Annotated in this window: 30 protein-coding genes and 3 tRNA genes; 19 read left to right on the top strand and 14 right to left on the bottom strand. The window is 70.1% G+C overall.

From position 1 onward, the window contains the following. Nucleotides 1–14: 14 nt before the first annotated feature. Genes ACN27F_RS19705 through ACN27F_RS19685 form a run of 5 tightly spaced genes read left to right on the top strand, consistent with a single transcriptional unit; the run spans nt 15 to nt 2964 of the window. Complete coding sequence (locus ACN27F_RS19705; protein ID WP_421435478.1) at nt 15–254, top strand: hypothetical protein; 240 nt, start codon at nt 15–17, stop codon at nt 252–254. An 8-nt stretch (nt 255–262) separates the two neighbouring features. Further along, nucleotides 263–766, top strand: a complete 504-nt coding sequence (locus ACN27F_RS19700; RefSeq protein ID WP_421435476.1) for a TadE/TadG family type IV pilus assembly protein — start codon at nt 263–265, stop codon at nt 764–766. Nucleotides 767–807: 41 nt separating this feature from the next. After that, complete coding sequence (locus ACN27F_RS19695; protein ID WP_421435474.1) at nt 808–1227, top strand: pilus assembly protein; 420 nt, start codon at nt 808–810, stop codon at nt 1225–1227. After that, nucleotides 1224–1664: a pilus assembly protein TadG-related protein gene (locus tag ACN27F_RS19690; RefSeq protein WP_421435472.1), complete on the top strand. Its 441-nt coding sequence runs from the start codon at nt 1224–1226 to the stop codon at nt 1662–1664. Before ACN27F_RS19695 ends, ACN27F_RS19690 begins: the two co-directional genes overlap by 4 nt. Before the next feature lie 52 nt (nt 1665–1716). Further along, nucleotides 1717–2964, top strand: a complete 1248-nt coding sequence (locus ACN27F_RS19685) for a LysM peptidoglycan-binding domain-containing protein (protein WP_421435470.1) — start codon at nt 1717–1719, stop codon at nt 2962–2964. A gap of 44 nt (nt 2965–3008) precedes the next feature. On the opposite strand, the gene ACN27F_RS19680 is transcribed toward ACN27F_RS19685, so the two are convergent. Continuing rightward, nucleotides 3009–3884, bottom strand: coding sequence for a Rieske 2Fe-2S domain-containing protein (locus ACN27F_RS19680; RefSeq protein WP_421435468.1), 876 nt, complete (start codon nt 3882–3884; stop codon nt 3009–3011). A 411-nt stretch (nt 3885–4295) separates the two neighbouring features. Here ACN27F_RS19680 and ACN27F_RS19675 point away from each other — a divergent pair, with 411 nt between their 5' ends. Further along, the gene (locus ACN27F_RS19675; protein WP_421435466.1) at nt 4296–4424 is read left to right on the top strand and encodes a hypothetical protein; all 129 of its coding nucleotides are present in this window, start codon (nt 4296–4298) and stop codon (nt 4422–4424) included. Nucleotides 4425–5019: 595 nt separating this feature from the next. Here ACN27F_RS19675 and ACN27F_RS19670 read toward each other — a convergent pair. From ACN27F_RS19670 to ACN27F_RS19655, 4 genes are all read right to left on the bottom strand, one after another. Then, nucleotides 5020–5199 (bottom strand): hypothetical protein, encoded by a 180-nt coding sequence (locus tag ACN27F_RS19670; RefSeq protein WP_421435465.1) that lies wholly within the window; start codon nt 5197–5199, stop codon nt 5020–5022. Beyond that, nucleotides 5196–5399 (bottom strand): hypothetical protein, encoded by a 204-nt coding sequence (locus ACN27F_RS19665; protein WP_421435463.1) that lies wholly within the window; start codon nt 5397–5399, stop codon nt 5196–5198. The genes ACN27F_RS19670 and ACN27F_RS19665 overlap by 4 nt, the downstream gene beginning before the upstream one ends. 256 nt (nt 5400–5655) lie before the next feature. Then, nucleotides 5656–6039, bottom strand: coding sequence for a PIN domain-containing protein (locus ACN27F_RS19660; protein ID WP_421435462.1), 384 nt, complete (start codon nt 6037–6039; stop codon nt 5656–5658). After that, complete coding sequence (locus tag ACN27F_RS19655; RefSeq protein ID WP_421435460.1) at nt 6036–6284, bottom strand: type II toxin-antitoxin system Phd/YefM family antitoxin; 249 nt, start codon at nt 6282–6284, stop codon at nt 6036–6038. Before ACN27F_RS19655 ends, ACN27F_RS19660 begins: the two co-directional genes overlap by 4 nt. A gap of 17 nt (nt 6285–6301) precedes the next feature. Here ACN27F_RS19655 and ACN27F_RS19650 point away from each other — a divergent pair, with 17 nt between their 5' ends. Beyond that, nucleotides 6302–6433, top strand: coding sequence for a hypothetical protein (locus ACN27F_RS19650; protein WP_421435459.1), 132 nt, complete (start codon nt 6302–6304; stop codon nt 6431–6433). A 549-nt stretch (nt 6434–6982) separates the two neighbouring features. On the opposite strand, the gene ACN27F_RS19645 is transcribed toward ACN27F_RS19650, so the two are convergent. Together ACN27F_RS19645 and ACN27F_RS19640 are read right to left on the bottom strand one after the other, a co-directional pair. After that, nucleotides 6983–7168 (bottom strand): DUF397 domain-containing protein, encoded by a 186-nt coding sequence (locus ACN27F_RS19645; protein WP_421440326.1) that lies wholly within the window; start codon nt 7166–7168, stop codon nt 6983–6985. Further along, on the bottom strand, nt 7168–7932 hold the full coding sequence (locus tag ACN27F_RS19640; protein WP_421435457.1) for a helix-turn-helix domain-containing protein: 765 nt from the start codon (nt 7930–7932) through the stop codon (nt 7168–7170). Before ACN27F_RS19640 ends, ACN27F_RS19645 begins: the two co-directional genes overlap by 1 nt. A 256-nt stretch (nt 7933–8188) precedes the next feature. Here ACN27F_RS19640 and ACN27F_RS19635 point away from each other — a divergent pair, with 256 nt between their 5' ends. Continuing rightward, nucleotides 8189–8455 carry a hypothetical protein gene (locus ACN27F_RS19635; RefSeq protein WP_421435454.1) on the top strand — a complete coding sequence of 89 codons (267 nt, stop codon included), beginning with the start codon at nt 8189–8191 and terminating at the stop codon, nt 8453–8455. Between the two features lie 46 nt (nt 8456–8501). Then, the gene (locus tag ACN27F_RS19630) at nt 8502–8768 is read left to right on the top strand and encodes a hypothetical protein (RefSeq protein WP_421435451.1); all 267 of its coding nucleotides are present in this window, start codon (nt 8502–8504) and stop codon (nt 8766–8768) included. On the opposite strand, the gene ACN27F_RS19625 is transcribed toward ACN27F_RS19630, so the two are convergent. The 5 genes from ACN27F_RS19625 to ACN27F_RS19605 form a co-directional block, all read right to left on the bottom strand. Beyond that, a complete protein-coding gene (locus ACN27F_RS19625) occupies nt 8741–8974 on the bottom strand; it encodes a family 1 glycosylhydrolase (protein ID WP_421435449.1) in 234 nt (77 codons plus the stop codon). The two genes, ACN27F_RS19630 and ACN27F_RS19625, sit on opposite strands and share 28 nt — an antisense overlap. Before the next feature lie 10 nt (nt 8975–8984). Beyond that, a complete protein-coding gene (locus tag ACN27F_RS19620) occupies nt 8985–9251 on the bottom strand; it encodes a hypothetical protein (RefSeq protein WP_421435447.1) in 267 nt (88 codons plus the stop codon). 96 nt (nt 9252–9347) lie between these two features. Continuing rightward, nucleotides 9348–10712 (bottom strand): dihydrolipoyl dehydrogenase family protein, encoded by a 1365-nt coding sequence (locus tag ACN27F_RS19615; RefSeq protein ID WP_421435445.1) that lies wholly within the window; start codon nt 10710–10712, stop codon nt 9348–9350. Between the two features lie 30 nt (nt 10713–10742). After that, on the bottom strand, nt 10743–12038 hold the full coding sequence (locus ACN27F_RS19610; protein ID WP_421435443.1) for a cryptochrome/photolyase family protein: 1296 nt from the start codon (nt 12036–12038) through the stop codon (nt 10743–10745). Between the two features lie 7 nt (nt 12039–12045). Further along, on the bottom strand, nt 12046–13029 hold the full coding sequence (locus tag ACN27F_RS19605; protein WP_421435441.1) for a phytoene/squalene synthase family protein: 984 nt from the start codon (nt 13027–13029) through the stop codon (nt 12046–12048). Nucleotides 13030–13093: 64 nt separating this feature from the next. On the opposite strand from ACN27F_RS19605, the gene ACN27F_RS19600 reads away from it, so the two are divergent. The 8 genes from ACN27F_RS19600 (at nt 13094) to ACN27F_RS19565 (ending at nt 18922) form a co-directional block, all read left to right on the top strand. Continuing rightward, a complete protein-coding gene (locus ACN27F_RS19600) occupies nt 13094–14305 on the top strand; it encodes a polyprenyl synthetase family protein (protein ID WP_421435439.1) in 1212 nt (403 codons plus the stop codon). 34 nt (nt 14306–14339) lie between these two features. Continuing rightward, nucleotides 14340–15830: a phytoene desaturase family protein gene (gene crtI / locus ACN27F_RS19595; protein WP_421435437.1), complete on the top strand. Its 1491-nt coding sequence runs from the start codon at nt 14340–14342 to the stop codon at nt 15828–15830. Next, nucleotides 15827–16420, top strand: coding sequence for an isopentenyl-diphosphate Delta-isomerase (idi, locus tag ACN27F_RS19590; RefSeq protein WP_421435434.1), 594 nt, complete (start codon nt 15827–15829; stop codon nt 16418–16420). Before crtI ends, idi begins: the two co-directional genes overlap by 4 nt. Next, on the top strand, nt 16410–17384 hold the full coding sequence (locus ACN27F_RS19585; protein WP_421435433.1) for a MerR family transcriptional regulator: 975 nt from the start codon (nt 16410–16412) through the stop codon (nt 17382–17384). Before idi ends, ACN27F_RS19585 begins: the two co-directional genes overlap by 11 nt. A 102-nt stretch (nt 17385–17486) precedes the next feature. Further along, entirely contained in the window at nt 17487–18413 is a 927-nt protein-coding gene (locus ACN27F_RS19580) for a polysaccharide deacetylase family protein (protein ID WP_421435430.1), read from the top strand. 144 nt (nt 18414–18557) lie between these two features. Then, nucleotides 18558–18630: transfer RNA gene (locus ACN27F_RS19575), tRNA-Glu, on the top strand. Between the two features lie 31 nt (nt 18631–18661). Beyond that, nucleotides 18662–18735 (top strand) — tRNA-Asp (locus tag ACN27F_RS19570). Between the two features lie 110 nt (nt 18736–18845). After that, a tRNA-Phe gene (locus tag ACN27F_RS19565) sits at nt 18846–18922 on the top strand. 79 nt (nt 18923–19001) lie between these two features. Here ACN27F_RS19565 and ACN27F_RS19560 read toward each other — a convergent pair. Both ACN27F_RS19560 and ACN27F_RS19555 read right to left on the bottom strand, forming a co-directional pair. Next, nucleotides 19002–19568 (bottom strand): GNAT family N-acetyltransferase, encoded by a 567-nt coding sequence (locus ACN27F_RS19560; RefSeq protein ID WP_421435428.1) that lies wholly within the window; start codon nt 19566–19568, stop codon nt 19002–19004. A gap of 197 nt (nt 19569–19765) precedes the next feature. Then, the gene (locus ACN27F_RS19555; RefSeq protein WP_421435427.1) at nt 19766–20116 is read right to left on the bottom strand and encodes a hypothetical protein; all 351 of its coding nucleotides are present in this window, start codon (nt 20114–20116) and stop codon (nt 19766–19768) included. Between the two features lie 195 nt (nt 20117–20311). Between ACN27F_RS19555 and ACN27F_RS19550 the strand changes: the two genes are divergently transcribed. Together ACN27F_RS19550 and ACN27F_RS19545 are read left to right on the top strand one after the other, a co-directional pair. Beyond that, nucleotides 20312–20776, top strand: a complete 465-nt coding sequence (locus ACN27F_RS19550; RefSeq protein ID WP_421435424.1) for a hypothetical protein — start codon at nt 20312–20314, stop codon at nt 20774–20776. Nucleotides 20777–20785: 9 nt separating this feature from the next. Then, the gene (locus ACN27F_RS19545) at nt 20786–22429 is read left to right on the top strand and encodes a cation acetate symporter (RefSeq protein WP_421435422.1); all 1644 of its coding nucleotides are present in this window, start codon (nt 20786–20788) and stop codon (nt 22427–22429) included. Nucleotides 22430–22549: the final 120 nt, after the last annotated feature.

Here is a 22549-nt window from a genome sequence, read left to right as displayed (position 1 = left end):
GAAAGGACATCACAATGGCCATACTGACCTACCTGTACCTCACGGTCGCCGATCGGATCAGCGAGATCCGTAACGACCGGGAGCAGGACCGGGGGGACAGCCCGGTGCCGACCGCAGTGATCATCGTCGGCCTCGCGCTCGTCGCGATCGCTGTCCTGACCTGGGCCTCCGACCTGGCCTTCGATTTCATGAACTCCAACCCGAGCCCGGGTGACGACCTGCCGGATCCCGGGAACGTGCCGGGCGGCAACTGATCCGAGCGATGCGCCGCCACCCCACCCGCATGTCGGTGCGGGCCACCCCCACCCCGGTGGCCCGCACCGGCGTACGGCTGCGGTGCCTCGTCGACGGTGCCGGCACGGGGCGGGGCGACCGCGGCGCCAGCCCGGTCGAGTTGGCCATTCTGATGCCCGCGATCCTGCTGCTGCTCTTCGCTTCCATCCAGGTCGCCGCGCTGTTCCTCGCCCGTACCGTCGCGCTGAGCGCGGCCCAGCAGGCGGTCAGCGCGGAGCGCGGGTACGACGCTCTGGGCAGTGGCAACGCCGGCACCGACGTCGGTGCGCAACGGGCTGCCGAGTTTCTCGCCGACGCCGGCGACTGGCTCGACGCCGATCCGCTGCCCGCGCCGGTGGTCGGCCCCGACGGCCAGTACGTGTCCTACACGGTCAGCGGTAAGGCACTGTCGCTGGTGCCGTGGGTCGAGTTCACCGTCAGCGAGACCGCCAACGGTGAGATCGAACGGTTCGTCGAGGCTTCGGGGGGCTGACCGTGTGGCGGCGTAGCACGGCGGAACGCGGGTCCGTCTCGGTGGAGGTGGCGATCCTCGCCCAGGCGTTCCTGCTGTTGATCGTCGTCGCCTGGGTCAGTGGACGGACGGTGCTGGCCCGCAATGCGCTCGACGCGGCCGCGCACGACGCCGCCCGCGCCGCCTCCATCTCCCGCACCGTGACGCAGGCGCAGGCCAGCGCGGCTGAAGCTGCCCAACAACGCCTCGACTGGGAGGGTTTCTCCTGCGTCAACAAGCCGACGATCAGCTATGTCCACAACGGCGTCGACACCCTGTCGCAGGCGTTCGACACCGCGCCCGGCGCCGCCACCGCCCTGATTCACGTCCGGGTGACCTGCACCGTCCAGTTCGGCGACCTGGGGCTACCGTGGGTGTCCGGCGACCGGCAGCTCAGCGCCGAATTCCGATCGCCCCTTGATCGCTTCCGGGGGCGGCAATGAGGCGCGTCACCCGGGACCACCGACCCGACAGCCGCGACGGCGGGCGGGTCAGTGTCTTCCTCGCGATCACCTTCATGGCGGTGATCATCGTGATCGGTATCACCGTGGACGCGGCCGGCAAGTATCGGGCCCTCCAGCGGGCCGACAACCTCGCCGCCGAAGCGGCCCGCACCGGCGGACAGCAGATCGACGTCGCGGGGGTGGTGAGCGGCGAAGGCCGGTTTCTCGACAAGGCGGCGGCGACAGCTGCGGTCGATGGCTACCTCGACAGCCTGCCGGGCGTGACCGACCACACCACGACCTTCACCGAGAACGACCAACGGATCACCGTGACCATCGACATGGCGTACCAGACCACCATGCTCAACCTGTTCGGATACCCCTCCACCATCACGGTCACCGGGCAGGCCACCGCCGTGCTCCGGTCTGACCCCTAGTCCGGCGTGGACGACCCCACGAGCGGATCGACCCCCTCAATTAGGAGCGGCCATGCGCGCACCACGCGTCTCTGCGGCCCGGCGGCTCGGGCAGGTCGTAACCGGCCTGGGCGCCCTGATCATCCTGCTGATCCTGCTCGCCGGCGCGCCTGCCGCGCTGATCGCGTTCGCCGGCAATCCGCTGCCCGACCACCTGCCCGGGTTGGCCGAGATCGGTACGGCGTTGACCAGCCGCGACGACGGCCAACTGTTCCTGCGGGCGCTGGCCGTCGCGGGTTGGCTCGGCTGGGCCACGTTCCTGCTGTCCGTACTGGTCGAGATCCCCGCCCGGCTGCTCCGCCGGTCGGCGCCGAAACTGCCGGGGCTGAGCAGGCAACAGCGGGTCGCCGCAGCTCTCGTCGGGTCGATCTCGCTGATCCTGGTGGCGAGCCCGGCCGCTGCCTTTGCCGGCCCCGGACCGGCTGTCTCCACCGTGGCCACCACGGTGGCGGCCACCACCGCGACTACCGGTCCTGCCGCCGCTGATCAGCCGACGGCCGCCGGACACCAACTGACTCCCAACCAGCTGGCCGCGTCGGTCGGCCGCGACGGTGCCGGCACCCCCGCCCCACTGGTGGCACCGGCCGCGCTGACCACGCTCGCGGCCGCCGCTCCGTCGGGTCCGGCCCAGCCCGACGAGGCACCGGTCTACCGGGTGGCCAAGGGGGACTATCTGGGCCACATCGCCGATCGCTATCTCGGTGAGTTCGGCGACTACCGGCAGCTTGCCGAGATCAACGACATTCAGAATCCGGACCGGATCCGGGCCGGACAGCTGATCGAGTTGCCAGCGGACGCGGCCGATTCCGGGGTACGTCGGCACGCCACCGGTTCGGTCGTCGGTCCGGCTGGTGCACCGCCGACCGGGCAGCCCTCGCCGGAGCGGGAGACACCGCCGGTCGAGCAGACACCGCCGGTTGGGCAGACCCCTCCGGCCGTGGAAACCCCGGCGCCTCCTCAGGCGCCACCAGCCCCGGCCGACGGCCCGGTGTCGCCGGCCGTGCCGTCGGCGCCCGGCACGGCTCCGGCTGAACAACCGGCCTGGCAGGTCGGCAACGATCAGCCGACCGGCAACTTCGGCGGCAACGTCGCCGCCGGCCGGTCCGGACCGGAGCCGGAGCTGAACCGGCCGCTCGCGGTCGCCGCCGTTATCACCGCAGCAAGCATCGTGGGTGCGCAGATCGGGACGATGCTGGGGTTGAAGCGGCGTGCCGCCGGTGCGCCGGCGGAGTCCGGCCGGCACCGCCGTTACCGGGAATGACCGCCGTCACCGGGACATGACCGCCGGTCCCGGTCCCAGCCGACTCAGGGCAGCTGGGCCTGCACGACGCCGGCCACCACCCGGCTGCGCAGCACCTGCTGGTCGGTGGCGGCCGGCCCGTGCGCGACCGTGCCGTCGGTCAGCCGAAACGCGCTGCCGTGCCACGGGCACACCACGCAGGCATGGCCGTCCGCGCTGATCACCTCACCCTGGTCGAGGGGCCCGTTCTGGTGGGCGCAGTGCGCCAGCAGCACCGTGACATCCTCGCCATGCCGGTAGACCAGCACCGGCACGTCGTCCACCTGCCGGCTGGCCATTCCCGATTCGGGCAGGTTGGCGAACTCGACGATCGGGTGCCAGCCGGCGGAGATCCGGTGCAGTTCCGGCACGGCCTGGTTGACCCCGGCGGCCTGTTTGTACGCGAGATGTCCGCCGAGGAATCCGCCCGCACCGGCGGCGGCGAGACCGGCGAAACCGAGCCTGCGCCCGGCCGGGTGCCGACCGCCTATCCGGGCGATCGTTGAGCCGGCATAGCAGGCCAGGGCAATGGCGTTGGCAGCGGCGTGGACGAGTCCGATCCGGCGCTGTTCCCGAGACAGGCTGGCCCAGTCGTTGGCTCCGGTGATCGCCGCTGGCAGGGCTGCGACGGTGCCGATTCCGATCAGGGTGGTCGCTGCCCGTCGGTGGTTGGGCAGCAGGTCCAGTACGGCCGCGCTGAGCCAGGCGCCCATCGGCACCTGGATCAGCACCGGGTGCAGCGGATGGCCCAGCCACACCCCGTGCAGCAGGTCCCGGACACGTTCGCCGCTGATCCGTCGCTGGACGGACTGTTGCAGTCGGTCGCCGATCCGATCCAGCCCGGTCGCCTGCTCGATCCTCGTCAACAGTGCCCGCATCCCGTCGGCGTTCCCGCCTGGCACTCGATCAAACCCCGCGATCTTGTACGTGTCGGGCCAGCGACGCTGGACCCGGTGCGCCCGCGCAGGTCTCTTTCCATCGCCCGGCCGATCCGTCCGTCGCACAACGCCGAAGGGCGACGGACGCATCGCGGCAGATCAGTGCGGGCATCGAGCGTGTTCGCCGTCACCTGTGTGCTGTGCTGGGCCTGCGATGTGTGGTGGGGAGTCGAACCCCTGGATCAAAGTGTCGATCTCGCGAAGTTGCCGCCTGACTTGGGTCATGTAGTGCGTACGACGATCGGTGCGGCGTTTCCGCTGGTGGCAGCGGTGCCACCCGTTGAGCGCCCCGACTGAAGGAGCACCTTCGCACTGGATAGCGGCGCGTCGGCTTGACGGATACTTCACGGCAGGTCGCCGCGCCGAGACCGGAAGGTGATCGTCAACGTGGCCCGGGTCGGGATGCACCATGCCGCCGCCGTGCTCAGCTGCCGGCTTACCCGTTGCCTGCCGCCGCTCAGCCCGTTGCGTCCGGCTGGACGGCGGCTGACCGTCGGTGGATGAGCCGGCGTAACCACGCACGGTCACGAATGTGATGTCACCTCCTGCCCATTTCGGGCACTGCGTCGTGCTGCCCCCGTCCAGCCATCGTCATGTCCGCGGCGAGTGGAGCCAGACTGACGTCATCCCTGGCTTTTGAGGTGTGCCAGAGTCCACTCGCGATGGAGATCCCGTGGTTACCCGGGCCGGCTCCAACTCCCTGGTCACCGTGAGTGACCCGACTGGGGTCATGTGGTGCGTACGACGATCGGTGCGGCTTTTCCGCTGGTGGCAGCGGTGCCGCCCGTTGAGCGCCCCGGCTGGAGGAGCACCTTCGCACGGGATGGCGGCGTGTCGGCGTGGGCGGATACCTGGCATCCGCCGGCGTGGGTCCTGGTGGGCACGTCGTGGTCGGCGACCTTGCGGCTCTTCCGGTAGGCTTGATCATCCACATCGGATGCCCGTGTCTCTTCCGGGGCGTAGGGAAGTCGCCAAGATGGAACATTGCGCCGAGGTCAGGGTGTCGGTTAGTGCGCAGATTTCGACACGGTCGCGAGCAACACGGCAGGTCACAGCGCCGAGATCAGAAAATGATCGTCAACGTGACCCAACTCGGGGCTCAGTCCAGCAGGTCAGCCTCCCAGTTCGTCCGCTGGATCAAAGTGTCGATCTCGCGAAGTTGCCGGGCGAGGTCGTCGGCCTGCCCGCGTAGTCGCGCGCTGGCGACGATGCGGGCACGGAGTTGTTCGGCGCGGCGCGCCGCGCCCGCTCGCAGCGCAAGAGCCTCAGCAAGCTTCATGGCCACCAGCATGCCCAGCGAAGATCAATCCCGCCTTCCAGTTTACGGACCACGGCAAGAAGGAGCAGCAGGGGCAAGCTCGCCTGTTGCAAGGGCTCGACGGCGGCCAGTTGCCGGATGAGCTGGGCCAGGGCCTGCATCTTCGTAGCGACCTCGCCCAGGGTGATGGCTGCCGGCAGTTGTGCGCGAAGTCCGAACATGCAGGCATTTGACATCTTGGCCTGTGCGTCGCCGAAACCGGTACCGAGGTAGGGGGTGCGCCGGCGGCGACGATGCTTTGGTGACCGGCGCGGTCGTGGGAGGCCTTCGGTTGGGCGGGGTTGGCGTTGTCCCGGGCCGGCCTGCTTGGGAAACTCTCGGACCGGCAGGTATTCCTCGACTTCCGCGATGACCCGGTAGCCGGAGGCCTTCGCGTCGGTGTACAGGCGGGTGACCCAGCTGGTCCCGGCGGCAGAGTCAGATCGTGTGGATCGTGATGAGGTCTTCGAGTCCTGCGAGATCGTCGGCGTTGCGGGTGTAGACGGCGGCGTCATGGGCGTGTGCGGTTGCCGCGATGAGCAGGTCCATCACCCTGGCTCGCGGCTGGCGGCCGGTCTCGACGACGCATGCGGCCAGCCGTGCGTAGCTGTCGGCGATCGCTTCATCGACGGGAAGCGGATCGAACCGGCGTTGAATGGCGCTCAACCGCGCCAACCGGAGCGCCCTCGCCTCGGCGGTCTTCGCGACCAGGACACCGAACTGGAGTTCGGCGAGGCTGGCGACGCTGATGGCCAGTTCACCGGGGATCGGGGTCACATCTGTGGCGATGAGGACGCTGGTGTCGAGGATGCCACGGCTCACCGCTCGATCCAGGGATCGGTGACGGCGTTGTCGAGCAGGTCGCGGTCGTCCGCCCACCCTGGGTCTGTGGGCTGGTCGAACACGCCGGCGAGGTCGTCCCACTCGCGCCAGGTTCGTGGGCTGACCGGGCCGAGTACGGCTGCCGGTCGCCCGGCGACGGTGATCGTCACGCGCTCGCCGCCCTGCGCCCGGCGTACCAGGTCGCTGGCGTTCTGACGCATCTCCCGCAGCCCGACCTCATGCATACATCTGACCGTAGCACATGTGCTACCAGCCGGCACCTCGCTGTGGCGAGCAGAGCAGCCGCCAACTGCGCCACCACTGGCCGCAGCAGATCACCGCCCACCTCGACCGCGGCTACGACAGCCAGCGCACCCGTGACCTGCTCGACTAGATCGACTTCGACGCGCAGATCGCCCGCAAGGGCATGGGCGTGTCCGGGGAGGACGTCGCCGCCGTCCAAGCCGGGTTGGAGTTTCACGGCTTCCCGATCGATGATCTCGGGGTTCCCAAGAATGCGCTGACGCGGCCGCTGCTGGACCTACTGCACAGCCGGCTCACCGATAGGCGTCACATCGCGGTGCACTGCCGCACCGGCATGGCGGGCCTCGCTGATCGCAGCGGCTTGCCTGATCCGACCGGGCACCGACCCTGGCAGGGTTCGGTGCTTGATGATCCGGACACCAGAGCAGGCGCGGCTCGACGCCCATGCCGGGGTAGTTGATGATTACAGGAGCAATACCGCTGGGTTCGTCCAGCGCGCTGAGCCAACGGATCAGGATTTGGCCGCTGCCGTAGGTGGTCGAGGTAGACAGGCATGTCGGCAGCGGCGCGGTGTAGCGCCAGCCGGTGGTGAGCCGCCGCAGCGCGAGCGTGAGGAAGCGCCGGCCCGCTCGCAGCAGGGTCGGCGCTTCGATGACGTCGGCAGAGGGGTGGTGGCTGGTCAGTGGTGGTGCTTGGCCAGCTCGACGAAGGAGCGCCAGGCGGACGGGCCGAAGGTCAGGGTGCCGCCGTCGCGGTCCTTGGTGTCCCGGACCAGCACCCGGCCGGGCAGGTTGTCGGCCACCTCGACGCAGTTGCCGGATGCGCCGTTCGACCGCGACGACTTCCGCCATGCTGGTTCATTGATCACTGGATCATCCTTAACATCAGGTCTCGGGTCTGGTCGGCGGACAGCGCCAACTCGTTGACTGCTTCCCAGATTAGTTCCAGTTCGAGTACGTCACCAGCAGCGGTGGCGAGGCGTCCACGCAGCAGGTCGTCCAGGTAACCGACCCGCCTCCCGTCGCTCATGGTCGCCAATGCCAGTGGCCCGCTGAGGCCAGCGTGGAGCCCGGCCGATTCGGGGACCGCACGGACCCGGACGGTCGGCCGATGCCCGAGGTCGACCAGGTGGGCAAGCTGATCCTTCATCACCTCGCGCGGACCACGACGCAACGCCGTCTCCTCGACCAGGACCACCAGATCCACCGGGGGATCGCGGTCCAGCACCGCGCGCTGCCGCACCTGTCGGGTCGCGACCACCTCTTCGAACCGACCCCTGTTGGACGGCACGCCAGCGAAGACCTGCCGCATGTACGCCTCGGTCTGCAGTAGCCCAGGAACCAACGTGGGCTCCCAGGCCCTCAGCAACACCGCGCGTCGCTCGTGCTCGACCCAGGAGCGCAGCCACGGCTGGCGGTCTTCTCTGCCCTCCTTCGACAGCTGCTGAATCTGGTCACCGGAGTTCAGTAACTTGTCGAGAGCCGTCGCGGTGTCCTCCTTCGGCACCAGCCGGCCGGTCTCGAAGCTGGCGATCAGCGACTTCGACACGCCTGCCGCCTTCGCCAACTGGGTCTGGTTCATGCGCTGGGACAGCCGGAGCTGTCGAAGCTGCGCAGGCAGTTCAGCCATGTTTATAACCTCCAATAATCTGGGCTCACCTTTACCTCAACCACTTTCATGTTGCCCTATGTCGGTGAGCGCGTCCAGGGTGGATGACGATGGCAAAAGGCGACGTGAAGAGTGGGGGTGTCGACGGTGGAGTTGGGCGCGGTCGTCGGGGCGGCACTGCTCGGCTTCTGCGCCGGGCTGTGGTCATTCAGAGTGAAGTCGAGATGGTGCCCCAACTGTGGGCGTACGACATGGCCGATGGAACGGGACGCCGACGGTGTCCAGCGGCCACGTGGCGATGGAAGGCCCGGTGGGTAGCCGGCTGCTGCGGACACCGGAACCGAACTCAGGGGACGTGCTGTTGATCGGCCGGGAGGCGAGCATACAGTTCGCCGGCGACCGACAAATTCGATTCCGCGTCATCTCGGTCGATCAAAAACCGACCTACCACGGCTGGGTCTGGCTCACCGGCTATGCCATCGACGAGCATGGATATGCAGCCGAGCGGCGGGAGATATTCGTCCGACGCCATGGACTCTATTGACTGCCCAAACGGCAGTCGACATGACAATTGATCAAGGAGAGAAAAGATGATCACCGAGATGATACGTGACTGGTGGCTGCGCTGGCTGGACTGGCGTTCCGGCCGGTCGATGGCGTCCAAGCGTCTCGAATACCTGCGCCGCGAACGGCTCGGGCAGCAACAGCGCAGCCGTGCGACGGCCCGGCACCGCCGACTCGACGGCAACCGGGGACACCGCTGGTCCTCGGAAGCAACCGTCCTGGTCCCGGCCCTGCGTCCACTGATGACCTACGGCCAGCAGTGCGGCTACCGGCTGCCGCACGGCATGACCTGACCGGCGGCGTACCGCCGCATGCCAGCGCAGGGCCCGAATAGCCAGCGCAGGGTACGGCTGGTCGCGATGGCGGCGTAGCGGGCGGTGCTCGGTTTCGGGGTACGGACGGACGTCTCCCGGTCGACGGTGTGCAGGCCGAAGTGGAAGTGGTAGCCGGCGGCCCACTCGAAGTTGTTCAGCGGCGCCCAGTGGCAGTAACCGAGCACGGTGATCCGGTCACCGAAGTGGCGTATGACCCGGTCGCAGTACCGGGCGAACAGCTCGGGCGCGGCCGGGTCCAGCCAGCCGCCGCGCGCAACTGTCGACGATCGCCGCGTAGCGATCCAACGCCTCGCTGAAGAAGCAGGCCCGGCCGGACCGCTCGGCGAAGACCGTCGGCCCGACGTGCTCCAGGAACCAGGTGTCGCTGCTGGTGTTGTCGCCCTCGGTCTGGTGACCGGAGGTGGCGACACCGAAAAGGAAGCCGCCCGGGAAGCGTCTCATGGATGGACATCATTCCTTGGCCGACCCAAGATCACATGACGAAAAACTGGGACGCCATCGGCGTGTCGCCCGAATTTCCATCAAGTGATCATGAGGTCAGGTGAGCTGCTGTACGGCGGACTGGATGGCGCGGTGCACCGTCGGGTACGCGTAGATCATGTGCCGCAGGCTGGTCAACGGCACCTCACCGTGCACGGCGACGGCGAGTGCGCCGAGCACCTCGCCGCCGGTCGGTCCCGCCGACGTCGCCCCGACCAGCACGCCCCGGTCGGCGTCGGCGACCAGCTTGATGAAGCCGTCGTTGCCCGGCCCGTGGATCCAGCCCCGGGACGACTCGGCGACGTCGGTGACCGCCGTACGCACGTCGATGCCCTGCTGACGGGCCTGACTCTCGGTCAGGCCGACCGCTCCGATCTCCGGGTCGGTGAAGGTGACCCGGGGGACCGCGCGGTACTCGGCGGCCGGCCCGCCCTGGTGGAGGATGTCGCGCACCGCCACGTCCGCCTGGTACATGGCCAGGTGGGTGAAGGCGCCGTGGCCGGCGACGTCACCCACCGCCCACAGCCCGTCGGCGACCCGCATCCGCTCGTCGACCGGCAGGTGCCGGGCGGCCGGATCCAGGCCGACGGTGTCGAGGCCGAGGCCGCCGAGGTCGCTGCGCCGGCCGGTGGCGACCAGCAGCCGCTGCCCGCTTTCCGGGCCGCCCTGCGACAGGTGCACGGCGAACGTGTCGTCGCGGTGCTCGATCCGCTCGGCACGGCTGCCGAGCCGGATCCGTACCCCGTCGTCGCCGAGGGCGCGGGCGGCCAACGCCGACGACTCCGGCTCCTCCCGGGCCAGCAGCCGCTCGCCGGGCTCGACGATGGTCACCCCTACGCCGAACCGGGCGAAGACCTGGGCCAGCTCCAGCCCGATCGCCCCGCCGCCGAGCACGACCAGCGATTCGGGCAGGTCGGTGACCTCGATCGCTTCCTTGTTCGTCCAGTACGGCGTACCGGCTAGTCCGTCGATCGGCGGCACCACCGGCACGGTGCCGGTGGCGACGACCACGCCCCGGCGGGCGGTGAACTCCTGCCCGTCGACGTCGACCCGTGCGGGTCCGGTGAGCCGGGCGGTGCCGTGCAGTACCCGTACCCCTTTGCCGGTGAGCCGGTCGACGGCGGTCGTGTCGGACCAGTCGGCGGTGGCTTCGTCGCGGATCCGCCGGGCGACCGGCGTCCAGTCCGGTCGGACGTCGGCGGTGCCGGCCAGGCCGTCGATCCGGCGGCCCTCGGCGAGCGCGTTCGCCGCCCGGATCATCATCTTGCTCGGTACGCAGCCCCAGTACGGGCACTCGCCGCCGACCAACCGGCGCTCCACACCGACCACGTCCAGGCCTGCCTGGCCGAGCCGGCCGGCGACCTCCTCACCGGCCACGCCCAACCCGACGACGACGACGTCCACCTGTTGCGGCTCGCTCATCGGTGCAGCATGTCACCTCACGGCCGCGGGTCAACGGTCGGACAGCGGTGCCGGGTAGTCGAGGGTGCGACGCAGGCCGTCGGGCAGTTTCCACGGCTCGTGGACCGCCGGCCCGTCGACGCCGGCCAACTCCGGCACCCACCGGCGGACGTACTCCCCGGCCGGGTCGAAGCGGTGTGCCTGACGTAGCGGGTTGAACCGCCGGTGCGGGCGGGTGTCGTTGCCGGTGCCGGCGACCCACTGCCAGTTGCCGGCGTTGTTGGGCAGATCGCCGTCGAGCAGCCAACGGGCGTACCAGGCCAGTCCGTCGCGCCAGTCCAGGCCGAGCTCCCTGGTCAGGTATCCGGCGGTGATCAACCGCGCCCGGTTGTGCAGCCAGCCTTCGGCCCGCAACTGGCGCATGCCGGCGTCGACGATCGGGACGCCGGTGCGCCCGGCCTGCCATGCGTCCAGGGCCCCGCTGTCGTAGCGCCACTGTTCCGTGGCGCCGCGCCGGTAGGCGGTGGTGGCCAGGTCAGGAAAGGCGAACGCGACCTGGTAGTAGAAGTCGCGCCAGCACAGCTGCCGGACGAACGGGCCGTTTCGGTCGCCGGCGGCGGTCGCCACCGTCAGCGGGGACAGGCAGCCGAACCGCAGGTAGGGGCTGAGTCGCGAGGTGGCGTCGCCGGCCAGGTCGTCGTGCTGGTCGCCGTACCGGTCGAGGTTGGCCAGCCAGTCACCTAGCCGGCGGTGGCCGGCGGGCTCGCCACCGGCGGCGGCCCGCGGGGATTCCCCGGCCGCCAGGTCGGGCAGTCGGCCGGTGGCGAGCCCGCCCGGCAGCCGGATCCGCTCCGGCGGGGCGCAGACCGCCCGCCAGCCGGCAGCGCTCCAGGCCCGGTGGTACGGGGTGAACACCTTGTAGTGATCGCCGCCGCCGGCCGGGCTGAGCGTGGCCGGATCGACCACGGTCAGCCCGGAGAAGGCCCGGTACGCGATCCGGTGACGTTCGCATTCGACCCGTAGTCGCCGCTCGCGGCGGCGCGCGTAGTGGCTGACGTCGGCGGAGAGCGTGATTCCTTCGGCATCGACCGCACGAATCAGCTGGATCGCTTCGCCGACCGGATCGCCGTACCGCACGATCAGGTCGCCGCCGCGCTCACGCAGCGCCGCACGCAGGTGGTCGAGGCTCTGCCGCAGAAACCGGTCCCGGTTCGCCGAACGCCCGCCCAGTCGCGAATCGAACACGAACAGTGGCACGACCCGTTCGGCGGTGGCGCAGGCGGCGGCCAGCGCCGGGTGGTCGTGCACCCGCAGGTCGCGGGTGAACAGCACGACAGCGGTACGCATGCGCGGACTACGGCGTGGCGGTCGGGGCGACCTGCGGCAGGTCGGCCGCCGACGGCAGGTCGGGTGTCGCCGGGCCGCGTGTGGCCAGGGCCGGACCAGGCAGCGGGACCGGGGTGCCGGCCGGGGTGAGCAGGGCACGCAGCGCGACGGCGGCGCGCCGGTGGTTGGGCACCACCGCCCGACTGGCGAACACGTCGTACCCACGGGCGGCGATCTCGTCGAGAATCCCCCCGTAGAGGGCGTACGCGGTGCGGATGCAGGCCTGGGAGGCGGGTTCGAGCATGGTGACGCCGGGCGCGGCAGCCGCGTAGTGGGCCTGGGCACGGGTCACCTCGTACTCGATCAGCTCGGTGATCGACGCGGTGGCCGCTCGGGCGTGGGCGGCCCGGTTCAGGTCGGCGCGGGTGACGCCGAACATGGCCAGGTCCTCGTCGGGCAGGTAGGTGCGCCCCCGGGCCAGATCCTCGGCGACGTCCCGGATGAAGTTGGTCAGTTGGAAGGCGAAGCCGAGTTGCCGGGCCGGCTCGCGGGCGGCCGTGCGATCGGTACTGCCGAGGATGGGCAGCATCATGGTGCCGATCACCGCGGCGGAACCTTCCATGTAGTCGAGCAGATCGGTGTAGCGCGGGTACGAGGTCACCGTGAGGTCCATCGCCATGCTGCGCAGGAACGCGGTGAAGTCAGCCTTGTCCAGGTCGAACACGGCGATGGTGTGCAGCACGGCCGGCAGCAGCGGGTCGTCTACCGGGGCGCCGTGCAGGCCGGCGAGGAATCGGTCGGACCACCGGTCGAGCGCGGCGGCACGTTCCACGCCGGGCGGGGCGTCCATGCGGTCGACGATCTCGTCGGCGTAGCGGGTGAATCCGTACAGGGCGTGGACATGACGTCGTTTCCACCTCGGCAGCAGCCGGGTCGCGAGATAGTAGGTGCGTCCATGCCGTTTGTGCAGCTCACGGCAGCGGGCATAGGCCGCTGCCAGATCAGTGCTCACAGGATCGCCTCCGAAACGACGCAACAATCGACGCAAATTCAGACCCTAGGGTACGCTCGATCGCGTGGCCAATCACGCAGTTGCCGGGAACACCCGCACCGTGGCTGCCGACGCCGGATCGGCCACCTTGGGCCCGGCCGCCAACGGATCACCCGGCCACCGCCGTGAGCCACTCCTCGGTGCGGTCGAGGACACCCTGATCGATTTCCTCTCCGCCGAACTCGACGCACTCGACGCGGTCGACCCGGCGCTGCGCCCGTTCGGCCAGGTCGCTCGAGATGCGGTACTCGGCGGCGGCAAGCGATTGCGCCCAGTCTTCGCCTACTGGGGATGGCGCGGTGTGGTCGGCTCCGACGCGCCGGCCGATCCGATCCTGCCGGCCCTGGCCGCTCTCGAACTGCTCCACGCGTTCGCCCTGGTCCACGACGACGTGATGGACGCCTCGGCGACCCGGCGCGGCCGTCCCACCGCCCATCGTCGGCTGGCCGGCCAGCACCGCCGCGCCGGTCGCACCGGTGATCCCGGGCGGTTCGGCGAGGCCGGCGCCGTCCTCGTCGGTGACCTCTGCCTGGTCTGGGCGGACCGACTGCTCGCCATGGCCGACGTCCCGGCGACGACGATGCTGGCCGTGCGCCGCTGCTACGACCAGATGCGGGTGGAGACCATCGCCGGGCAGTACCTCGACATCCTCGGCGACAACGACGCCGGCAACTGGTCGGTCGAACGGGCGCTGCGGGTCGCCCGGCACAAGACCGCCTGCTACACCGTGCTCCGGCCGCTGCACCTGGGCGCGGCGTTGGCTGGCCCGGTGGCACCCGGCTCGATGCCGGTCGGTGCGGCCGGGGTCGAGCGCCGATCCGCGATCCGGGCCGTCTACAGCCGGTACGGCGTCGCGGTCGGCGAGGCCTTCCAGCTACGCGACGACCTGCTCGGAGTCTTCGGCGACCCGACGACGACCGGCAAACCCGCCGGTGACGATCTGCGGACCGGCAAGCCGACCGCCCTGCTCCTGATCGCGCGTGAGCTCGCCACCAGCGCGCAACGGGCCGAACTGTCCCGGCTGCCGACCGGTGACGGCGAGCAGGCCAGCCGGCGGGTCGCCCGGCTCGCCGAGATCGTCGTCGAGACCGGAGCCGCCGCCCGGGTCGAGCAGATGATCGAGCAGCGGGTACGGCAGGCGCTGGCCGCGCTGGACGCAAACGCCGCCGTGTTGGCCGGCGGCGCCCGCAGCGCTCTCGCCGGCCTGGCGACCGCCGCCGCCACCAGACAGGCATGATGTGAGCACAGCTCATAAGGAGGTGGGTCGCGGCATGCGTACCGTGACCGGAGCGACCGAGCGGGTGGTCGTGGTCGGCGCCGGACTCGGCGGGCTGGCGTGCGCGCTGCATCTTGCCGGCACCGGGCGGCAGGTCACGCTGCTGGAGCGGGAGTCGGTGCCGGGCGGCCGGGCCGGCCGGCGGGTGGTCGACGGGTACGAGTTCGACACCGGACCGACCGTGCTGACCATGCCGGAACTGATCGACGAGGCGTTGAGCGCGGTCGGCGAGAAGCTGTCGGACTGGTTGGAGCTCATCCCGCTCGAACCGGCGTACCGGGCGTACTACCCGGACGGGTCGACGCTCGACGTGATCACCGACACGTCCCGGATGGCGGCCGAGGTGTCCCGGGTCTGCGGTCCCCGTGAAGCCGACGGCTACCTACGGTTCGTCGATTACGCGCGGCGGCTGTGGCAACTCGAACGGACCGACTTCATCGACCGCAACCTGGACGGTCCGCGCGACCTGCTCACCGTCAACCTGCTGCGGCTGCTCGCCGCCGGAGCGTTCCGGCGGATGCAGACCAAGATCGGCCAGTTCTTCGCCGACCCCCGTACCCGGAGGATCTTCTCCTTCCAGGCCATGTACGCCGGGTTGGCCCCGCACGACGCCCTGGCCATCTATGCCGTCATCGCTTATCTGGACTCCGTCGCCGGGGTGTCGTTCCCGCGCGGCGGGATGCACGCCGTGCCCCGCGCGCTGGCCGGCGCGGCCGAGAAGCACGGCGTGCGGATCAGGTACGGCACCACGGTGACCAGGGTCGAGACCGCCGGTGGACGGGCCAGGGCAGTGCTCACCGCCGACCACGACCGGATCCCGGCCGACGTGGTGGTCCTCAACCCCGACCTGCCGATCGCGTACCGGGACCTGCTGCCCGCCAGCCGGGCGCGTCGGCTGCGCTACTCACCGTCGTGTGTGGTGCTGCACATCGGCTCCCGGCAGGGCTACCAGCGTATCGCCCATCACAACATTCATTTCGGGCGATTGTGGAAGGGCACCTTCGACGAGGTGATTCGCCGTGGGGAGTTGATGTCCGATCCGTCCCTGCTGGTGACCAATCCGAGCCGGACCGATCCGGCCGTGGCACCGACCGACGGTCACACGTACTACGTCCTGGCTCCAGTGCCGAACCTCGCCCGCGGCACCGGTCTGGACTGGCGCGGCGAGCTGCCCCGCTGGTACGCCGACGAACTGATCGCCACGCTTGAGGAGCGCGGATACCGCGGCTTCGCCGACGGCGTCGCGGTGCGGCAGGTGGTCACCCCGGCGGACTGGGCGGACGCCGGCATGGCGGCCGGGACACCGTTCGCGGCCGCGCACAGCCTGTTCCAGACCGGCCCGTTTCGTCCCGGCAACCTGCACCCAGGGTTGGATAATGTGGTCTTCGTCGGCTCCGGCACACAGCCCGGGGTCGGCGTGCCGATGGTATTGATCTCCGGCAAGCTGGCCGCCAGCCGGATCACCGGTGCTGGAGGTGCCCGATGACCGCCGGTTCGCGGGAGAGCCATCTGGTCGAGTTGGTCGACGAGGTCGGACAGCCGGTCGGATCATGTTCGGTCGCCGAGGCCCATCAGCCACCGGGCCGGTTGCATCGGGCGTTCTCGGTGATCCTGCTCGACGGGGCCGGTCGGCTGCTGCTGCAGCAGCGAGCGGCGGTCAAGACCCGGTTCCCGCTCCGGTGGGCAAACACCTGCTGCGGCCATCCACAGCCGGGCGAGTCGCTCGCCGCAGCGGCCAATCGACGGCTAGGCGAAGAAATCGGTGTGGCCACGGTCGAGCTGACCGAGATCGGGGTGCACACCTACCGGGCCATGGACCCCGTCACGGGACGGGTGGAGTACGAGTACGACCACGTGCTGCTCGGCGCACTCGACCCGGAAACCCGGCTGCGCCCGGATCCCGACGAGGTGGCGCGATTGCAGTGGATGACCGCGGAGGAGTTGCGCGGCGACCTCGACGGCTCCCCGGACAGGTACGCGCCGTGGCTTGCCGGAGTCGCCGGCCGCCTCTTCGCCCGCTCCGTCGACGGCCCGTCGAACCACGACGTAGCCGTGGAGCGACCGGTTGGGCAATGACGCGCTGAGCGCGGGCAGTGTGGCACGCCGGCTCGGGGTCGCCGTGACGACGCTGCGTACCTGGCATCAGCGCTACGGCCTCGGCCCGACGCAGCATGTGAAAGGCCACCACCGCCGCTACAGCCAGGAGGATCTGGCCCGGCTGGAGGTGATGCGCCGGCTGACCGCCGAGGGCGTGGCACCGGCGGAGGCCGCTGCCTGGGCCCGACGGATCCCCCGGTCTCCGGGCGTCAGCGCCGGTGACGGCGGCGCTGCGGGCATCCCCCCGACCGGCACCGGGTCGCGGCGGGTCGGCGGGCTGCGGCGTCCGGGCGGGGGATTCACCCTCGGCGTCGGCACGGCGCCGCCGGCCGTGCGCGGGCTGGCCCGGGCAGCGGTACGGCTGGACAGCGTCGCGATGCGCGACATCATCGAACAGTCGTTGCGCCACGATGGGGTGATCGCCACCTGGGACACGGTGATCCGCCCGGTGCTCGCCGCGATCGGTGCCCGGTACTCGGCCACCGCCGGTTTCGTCGAGGTGGAGCATCTGCTGTCGCGCTGCGTTTCGGACGCCTTCGCCAGACTGGACCGCAGGCGGGGCGGACTGCATCGGGGCGGGGCGGGTGTGCTGTTGGCCTGCGCGGACGAGGAACAACACACGCTCGCCCTGGAGGCACTGGCCGCCGCGCTGCAGGAGGACGGAGTGACGGCCCGGCTGCTCGGCGCGCGGGTTCCCCCACCGGCGCTGAGCGCCGCGATCGACCGCACCGGACCAGCGGCGGTGGTGATCTGGTCGCACGCAGCGGACACCGCGAACCCCGCACAACTGGTGGCCGCCCGTAGCGGGCGGCACCGTCCGCTACTGCTGCTCGCCGCCGGTCCGGGTTGGCCGCTGGCCGGACTGCCGGCCGAGGCGACCCACGTTGCCAGTCTGGTGGACGCCGTCGAGTTGTGTCGGTCGGCCGACGCTACGGCCGGATAGCCGGCGACGCCGAACAGACCGGCGGAAGGGTCGATTCGTTCGCCTCCGTCGACTAGCGTGTTGGTTCGCTCCGCCTGCATCCACCCCTTGTCCGGAGTCGACATGTCGAAACGCGCCGTGTTCGCGGCGGGTCTGACGGTGTTCGCGATCCTCGTCGGCAGCGAGAGCATTGCCGCCGTACGAGCCGCGCGCCAGGCCACACCGCAATGGTCCGTCACGGTCGGGCTGGGCCCAGCGCCAACCGCCGGTGCGGGCTCCGAGCAGGCGCGCGAGGGTGACCGGCCCTCGCCGCCGCCCTCGCCCTCGCCCTCGCCGTCGCCGGGGCCGTCGCCGGGGCCGGCCGCGTCGCCGGGGCGGGCCGCGTCGCCGGGGCCGGCCGCGTCGCCGGGGCCGGCGTCGAGCCCGTCGCCACGTCCGACCGTCGACCAGGAGTTGTTGCAACGCTTCACCGGTAGCGCGCGGGTGGCACTGACCTTCGACGACGGCCCGCACCCGCAGTGGACCCCGCAGGTGCTCGACGAGCTTCGGGCGGCCGGGGTCAAGGCGATGTTCTGCCTGATCGGCACCCAGGTGCGACGCTATCCGGCACTGGTGGCCCGGATGGTCAGGGAGGGGCACTCGCTGTGTAACCACAGCTGGGGCCACGAACTGAACCTCGGACTGATGGCACCGGCGGAGATCCGGGCGAACCTGCTGCGTACCAACAAGGAGATCCGCAAGGCGGTCCCCGGCGTACCGATCGGACACTTCCGCCATCCGGGCGGCGCGTGGACGCCGGCCGCGGTAGAGGTGGCCAGCGAGTTGGACATGGTGTCACTCGACTGGCACGTCGATCCGCGAGACTGGGACAAACCGACCAAGGAGGAGATTCTGCACCGGATCCAGGCCCAGACCCGCCCGGGATCGATCATCCTGCTGCACGACGGCGGCGGGGACCGCTCGGCCACGGTGGCCGTCCTGCCGGCGGCGCTCACCGAGCTCAGGCAGCGCCACGGCATCACCCTGCTCGGTGCTAGCCTCTCTCCTTGATCCATCCGGGTCGCCGATCTGGTTTGGCCGGGGGCATGCTCGTCGCGTATGCTTTCGCAAGCTTCCGGCGGGGCCGGATGGGAGCACGACCATCAGCGTCGGCATGTGCGATGCACAGTCGCGATGTGCGATGATGATGGGGCCGCCCTCATCGTCTAGCGGCCCAGGACGCCGCCCTTTCAAGGCGGTAGCACGGGTTCGAATCCCGTTGGGGGCACAACCGGCCAGCATCGGTCGGAGTAGTACGAGGTCCTGTGGAGCAGTCGGAGTGCTCGCCGCCCTGTCAAGGCGGAGGTCGCGGGTTCAAGTCCCGTCAGGACCGCGCAGCGCAGATCGCCGTGCGTCACCCAAACGCGCGGCGTTGGCGTTTCTCGGGCATGACGGCCGGTCCGGCGCTTCCGGTCGCAGGCAGGTAACATGACTCGGGTGCACGGCCAGGTAGCTCAGTTGGTACGAGCGTCCGACTGAAAATCGGAAGGTCGGCGGTTCGACCCCGCCCCTGGCCACCAAGCCCTTCGCCGGGCCTTGAGCATCGCCCACCTGCGGAAACGCACGGTGGGCGTTCTGCTCGCGGCAACCGCAGCCGGATCAGACCGTGGTGCGCATCACCCACCGCCACTTCGCGATCTTTCGTACCCGGGTGAAGCCGTACCGCGCGAACAACTCCTCCGGCCCGGTGTGCAGGTAGGCGCCACGCTGCGGCGGCCGGTCCTCGGTCTGCTCCGGATAGGCCTCCACGACGCCGCCGCCGGCCTGCCGGATCTCCCCGAGTGCCGCCGCGACCGCAGCTGCGGCGACGCCCCTGCCGCGGTCCTTCGTGTTGGTGAAGATGCAGCCGATCCGCCAATCCGGCAAGTCGTCGATCCCCCGGTCGTAGACGCGCCGGTTCTTGATGTTGGGCAGTTCCGGCGGGGGGCCGAACTGGCACCAGCCGACGCAGCGCTCGCCGTCGTAGACGAGCGCCTGGTGGACCGTTCCGCGCATCACGTGCCGGCGCTTCGCCTCCCGGTTTCCTTCCCGAGTGTGCCCAGCACCGACGCCCTCCGGATGGAAACCCATGCACCAGCAACCACCCCACACACCGTTGTTGGCCTCGACGAGCACGGCGAAGTCGTCCCAGGTCTCCCGCGTCAGCATCCGAGTCGTCAACGTCATGGCCCGAGTGTGACCCGACGGACTGACGAAAGACGCGATGTATGGTCCAGACCACATCCGACTGATTCGCCAGACTGTCCGCGACCCGCGGCATACTTTCCTCGGTTTCCGGCGCAGCCGGCGGCTTGCCGCGCGTGGACCATATCCGGTCTGGCGCACCACCTGGTCGGTGAACAGCCGGCCAAGTCCATCGTGGGTCAGTACGACCGCAGCCGGGCACGCCACGGATGATCCGGATGGACCAGACCGAGCGTCGCGTCCAGCCAGCCACGTTCCGCCCGGGACAGCAGCGGAAGCACACCGGTGAAATCGGTCTCGTCCTTGTCCCGCGTGTGCTTTGCCTTGAACAGCAGCACGACCTCGATGGCCAGGTACGGGATCCCATCCTCCGTACATCGGATGATCTCGCGGTACGGCCGACGGATCCGCTGCTCGTCGCGGCGGCAGAGCCAGACGTCCCCATCGTGCGGCTCACGGAATATGTCGAACCGCCACCTGCCCGCCGCCGGATCCCAGGCCTCCCACGCGTCGACGGCGGGATGGTTCACGACGGCGAGCCTATGGCCAACGGCCGGTCCAGGCGAGGGGAGGGGGTAGACCGGTGCGCTGGCGAAAACCGTGGCTGCGGTAGCAATTACGGATCAGAAACGACTCTTTCCCGCGAGGTCGCTTGCGCGCCGCTGCGCACGGGGTGAGGTGTGAGCGGCGCTTGACAAATTGCGACGGGCCACGAGACTGCCGGCATGGCCGAAGACGACAGCGCGGAACGCCCACCCGGGTCACCGTCAGCGGACGCGCCGCCGCTGGTGGCGGCGGCGGCCGGCGCACCGCTACCGCCGAAGCCATCTCGCCGGGTGCGCGTCGTACTCGCCGAGGTCGGCCGGCGTGGTTACGCCGATCGGTCCCGCACCGACCTGGCCGAGCAGACCCAGGTCGGGGAAGCCCTGGTCCGTGGTCTGATCCGCGCTCAGCTCGCCCTCGCGCTGCGGCTGTCGCTGGTGGTGGCGATCGGGTTGGGCGCACTGCCGCTGCTGTTCGCGGTCGCGCCGACGGTCGGCACCATGAAGATCGCCGGGATCAATCTGCCGTGGCTGCTGCTGGGGGTGGCCGCCTTCCCGTTCCTGGTCGCCGTCGGTTTCACCTACGTGTATCTCGCCGAGCGCAACGAGCAGGACTTCATCGCGCTGGTCCGGCGACCGGAGCGCTGAGCGAAGCACATGTCGAACCCGTACATGATTCCGGCGCTGGTGGCGGTCACCATGGTGACCGTCGCGATCGGTTTCTACGGGTTGAAGCTGGCCAGAACGACCTCGGACTTCCTGGTCGCCTCGCGCACCGTGAGCCCGTCGTGGAACGCCGCCGCCATCAGCGGTGAATACCTGTCGGCGGCATCGTTTCTCGGCATCGCCGGACTGATCCTCAAGTACGGCGTCGACGTGCTGTGGTACCCGGTCGGATTCGCCGCCGGATACCTGGCGTTGCTGCTGTTCGTGGCCGCCCCGTTGCGCCGCTCCGGCGCCTTCACGCTGCCGGATTTCTGCGAGATCCGACTGGGGTCGCGCTGGCTGCGCCGGCTCGCGACCGTCTTCGTGATCTTCATCGGCTGGTTCTACCTGCTGCCGCAACTGCAGGGGGCCGGGCTGACGCTGGCGACCGTGACCGGGGCGCCGTACCCGCTGGGGGCGTTGCTGGTCGGCGGGGTGGTCACCGCCAACGTGGCGCTGGGTGGGATGCGGGCGGTCACCTTCGTGCAGGCGTTCCAGTACTGGCTGAAGCTGACCGCGCTCGCCGTACCGGCGATCTTCCTGGCGCTGCAGTGGCAGGCCGACGGCCGCCCGCCGGTCACGCCACCGGAGGGTGCGGCCTTCAACCAGTCGACCACCGTCGTGGTCGAGCAGCCCGCGACGCTGCGCTACGCCGACGGACGTACCGAGCAGGTGCTGCCCGGTACGCAGCTGAGCTTCGCCGCCGGAGACCCGGTGCCGCAGGTGTCCACCGTCGACGCCGACCGCGGCCTGACCTGGTTGCTGCCCGGCGATCCACGAGCCGGCGACCAGGGCCTGTTCGCCACGTACTCACTGATCCTGGCCACTTTCCTCGGCACGATGGGCCTGCCGCACGTACTGGTGCGGTTCTATACCAACCCCGACGGGGCCGCCGCCCGTCGTACGACCCTCGTCGTCCTCGCCCTGGTCGGCCTCTTCTACCTGTTTCCCACCTTGTACGGGGTGCTCGGCCGGATCTACACCCCGCAGTTGCTGATGACCGGTCGATCAGACGCCGTGGTCGTGCTGTTGCCGGAGGCCGCGCTCGGCGGTGGGCTGCTGGGCCAACTGCTCGCGGCGCTGGTCGCCGCAGGCGCGTTCGCCGCGTTCCTGTCCACCTCGTCCGGGCTGCTGACCAGCGTCGCCGGAGCGGTGTCCACCGATGTGCTGCGCCGGGTATCGGTGCGTGGGTTCCGGCTGGCCGCGCTGGTCGCCGGGGCGGTGCCGATGCTACTGGCGCTGAACGTTTCCGGCCTGGATGTGTCCCAGGTCGTCGGGTTGGCGTTCGCGGTGGCGGCGTCCAGTTTCTGCCCGCTGCTGGTGCTGGGTATCTGGTGGCGAGGGCTGACCGACGCCGGTGCGGCAGCGGGCGTGATCGTCGGTGGGGGCGCCGCGATCGGTGCGGTGCTGTGCACCGTCCTCGGTCCGGAACTGACCGGATGGCCTGCTGTCCTGGTGGCCCAGCCGGCGGCGTGGACCGTGCCGCTGGCGTTCGCGGTGATGGTGCTGGTGTCGGTGCTCACCCGACGCCGGCTGCCGGGCCAGCTCAACGCCACCATGTTGCGGTTGCACGCGCCGGAGAGCCTGCGCCCGTAGACCTGTGTCCTGATGCGTCCTTGACGCGACTGCCCGTGACCATAGGTCGTCCGGGCGATCGTCGTGCTCGGGCACGAGCCCTGGATCGTCCTGCAGCGGGAGCGGAACCTGGCAGATCAC

It is taken from the genome of Solwaraspora sp. WMMB335 (assembly GCF_049179075.1).
Taxonomy (GTDB): Bacteria; Actinomycetota; Actinomycetes; order Mycobacteriales; family Micromonosporaceae; genus Micromonospora_E.
The sequence above is the reverse complement of the archived record's forward strand: the minus strand, read 5'-3'. Positions and strand labels throughout refer to the sequence as shown.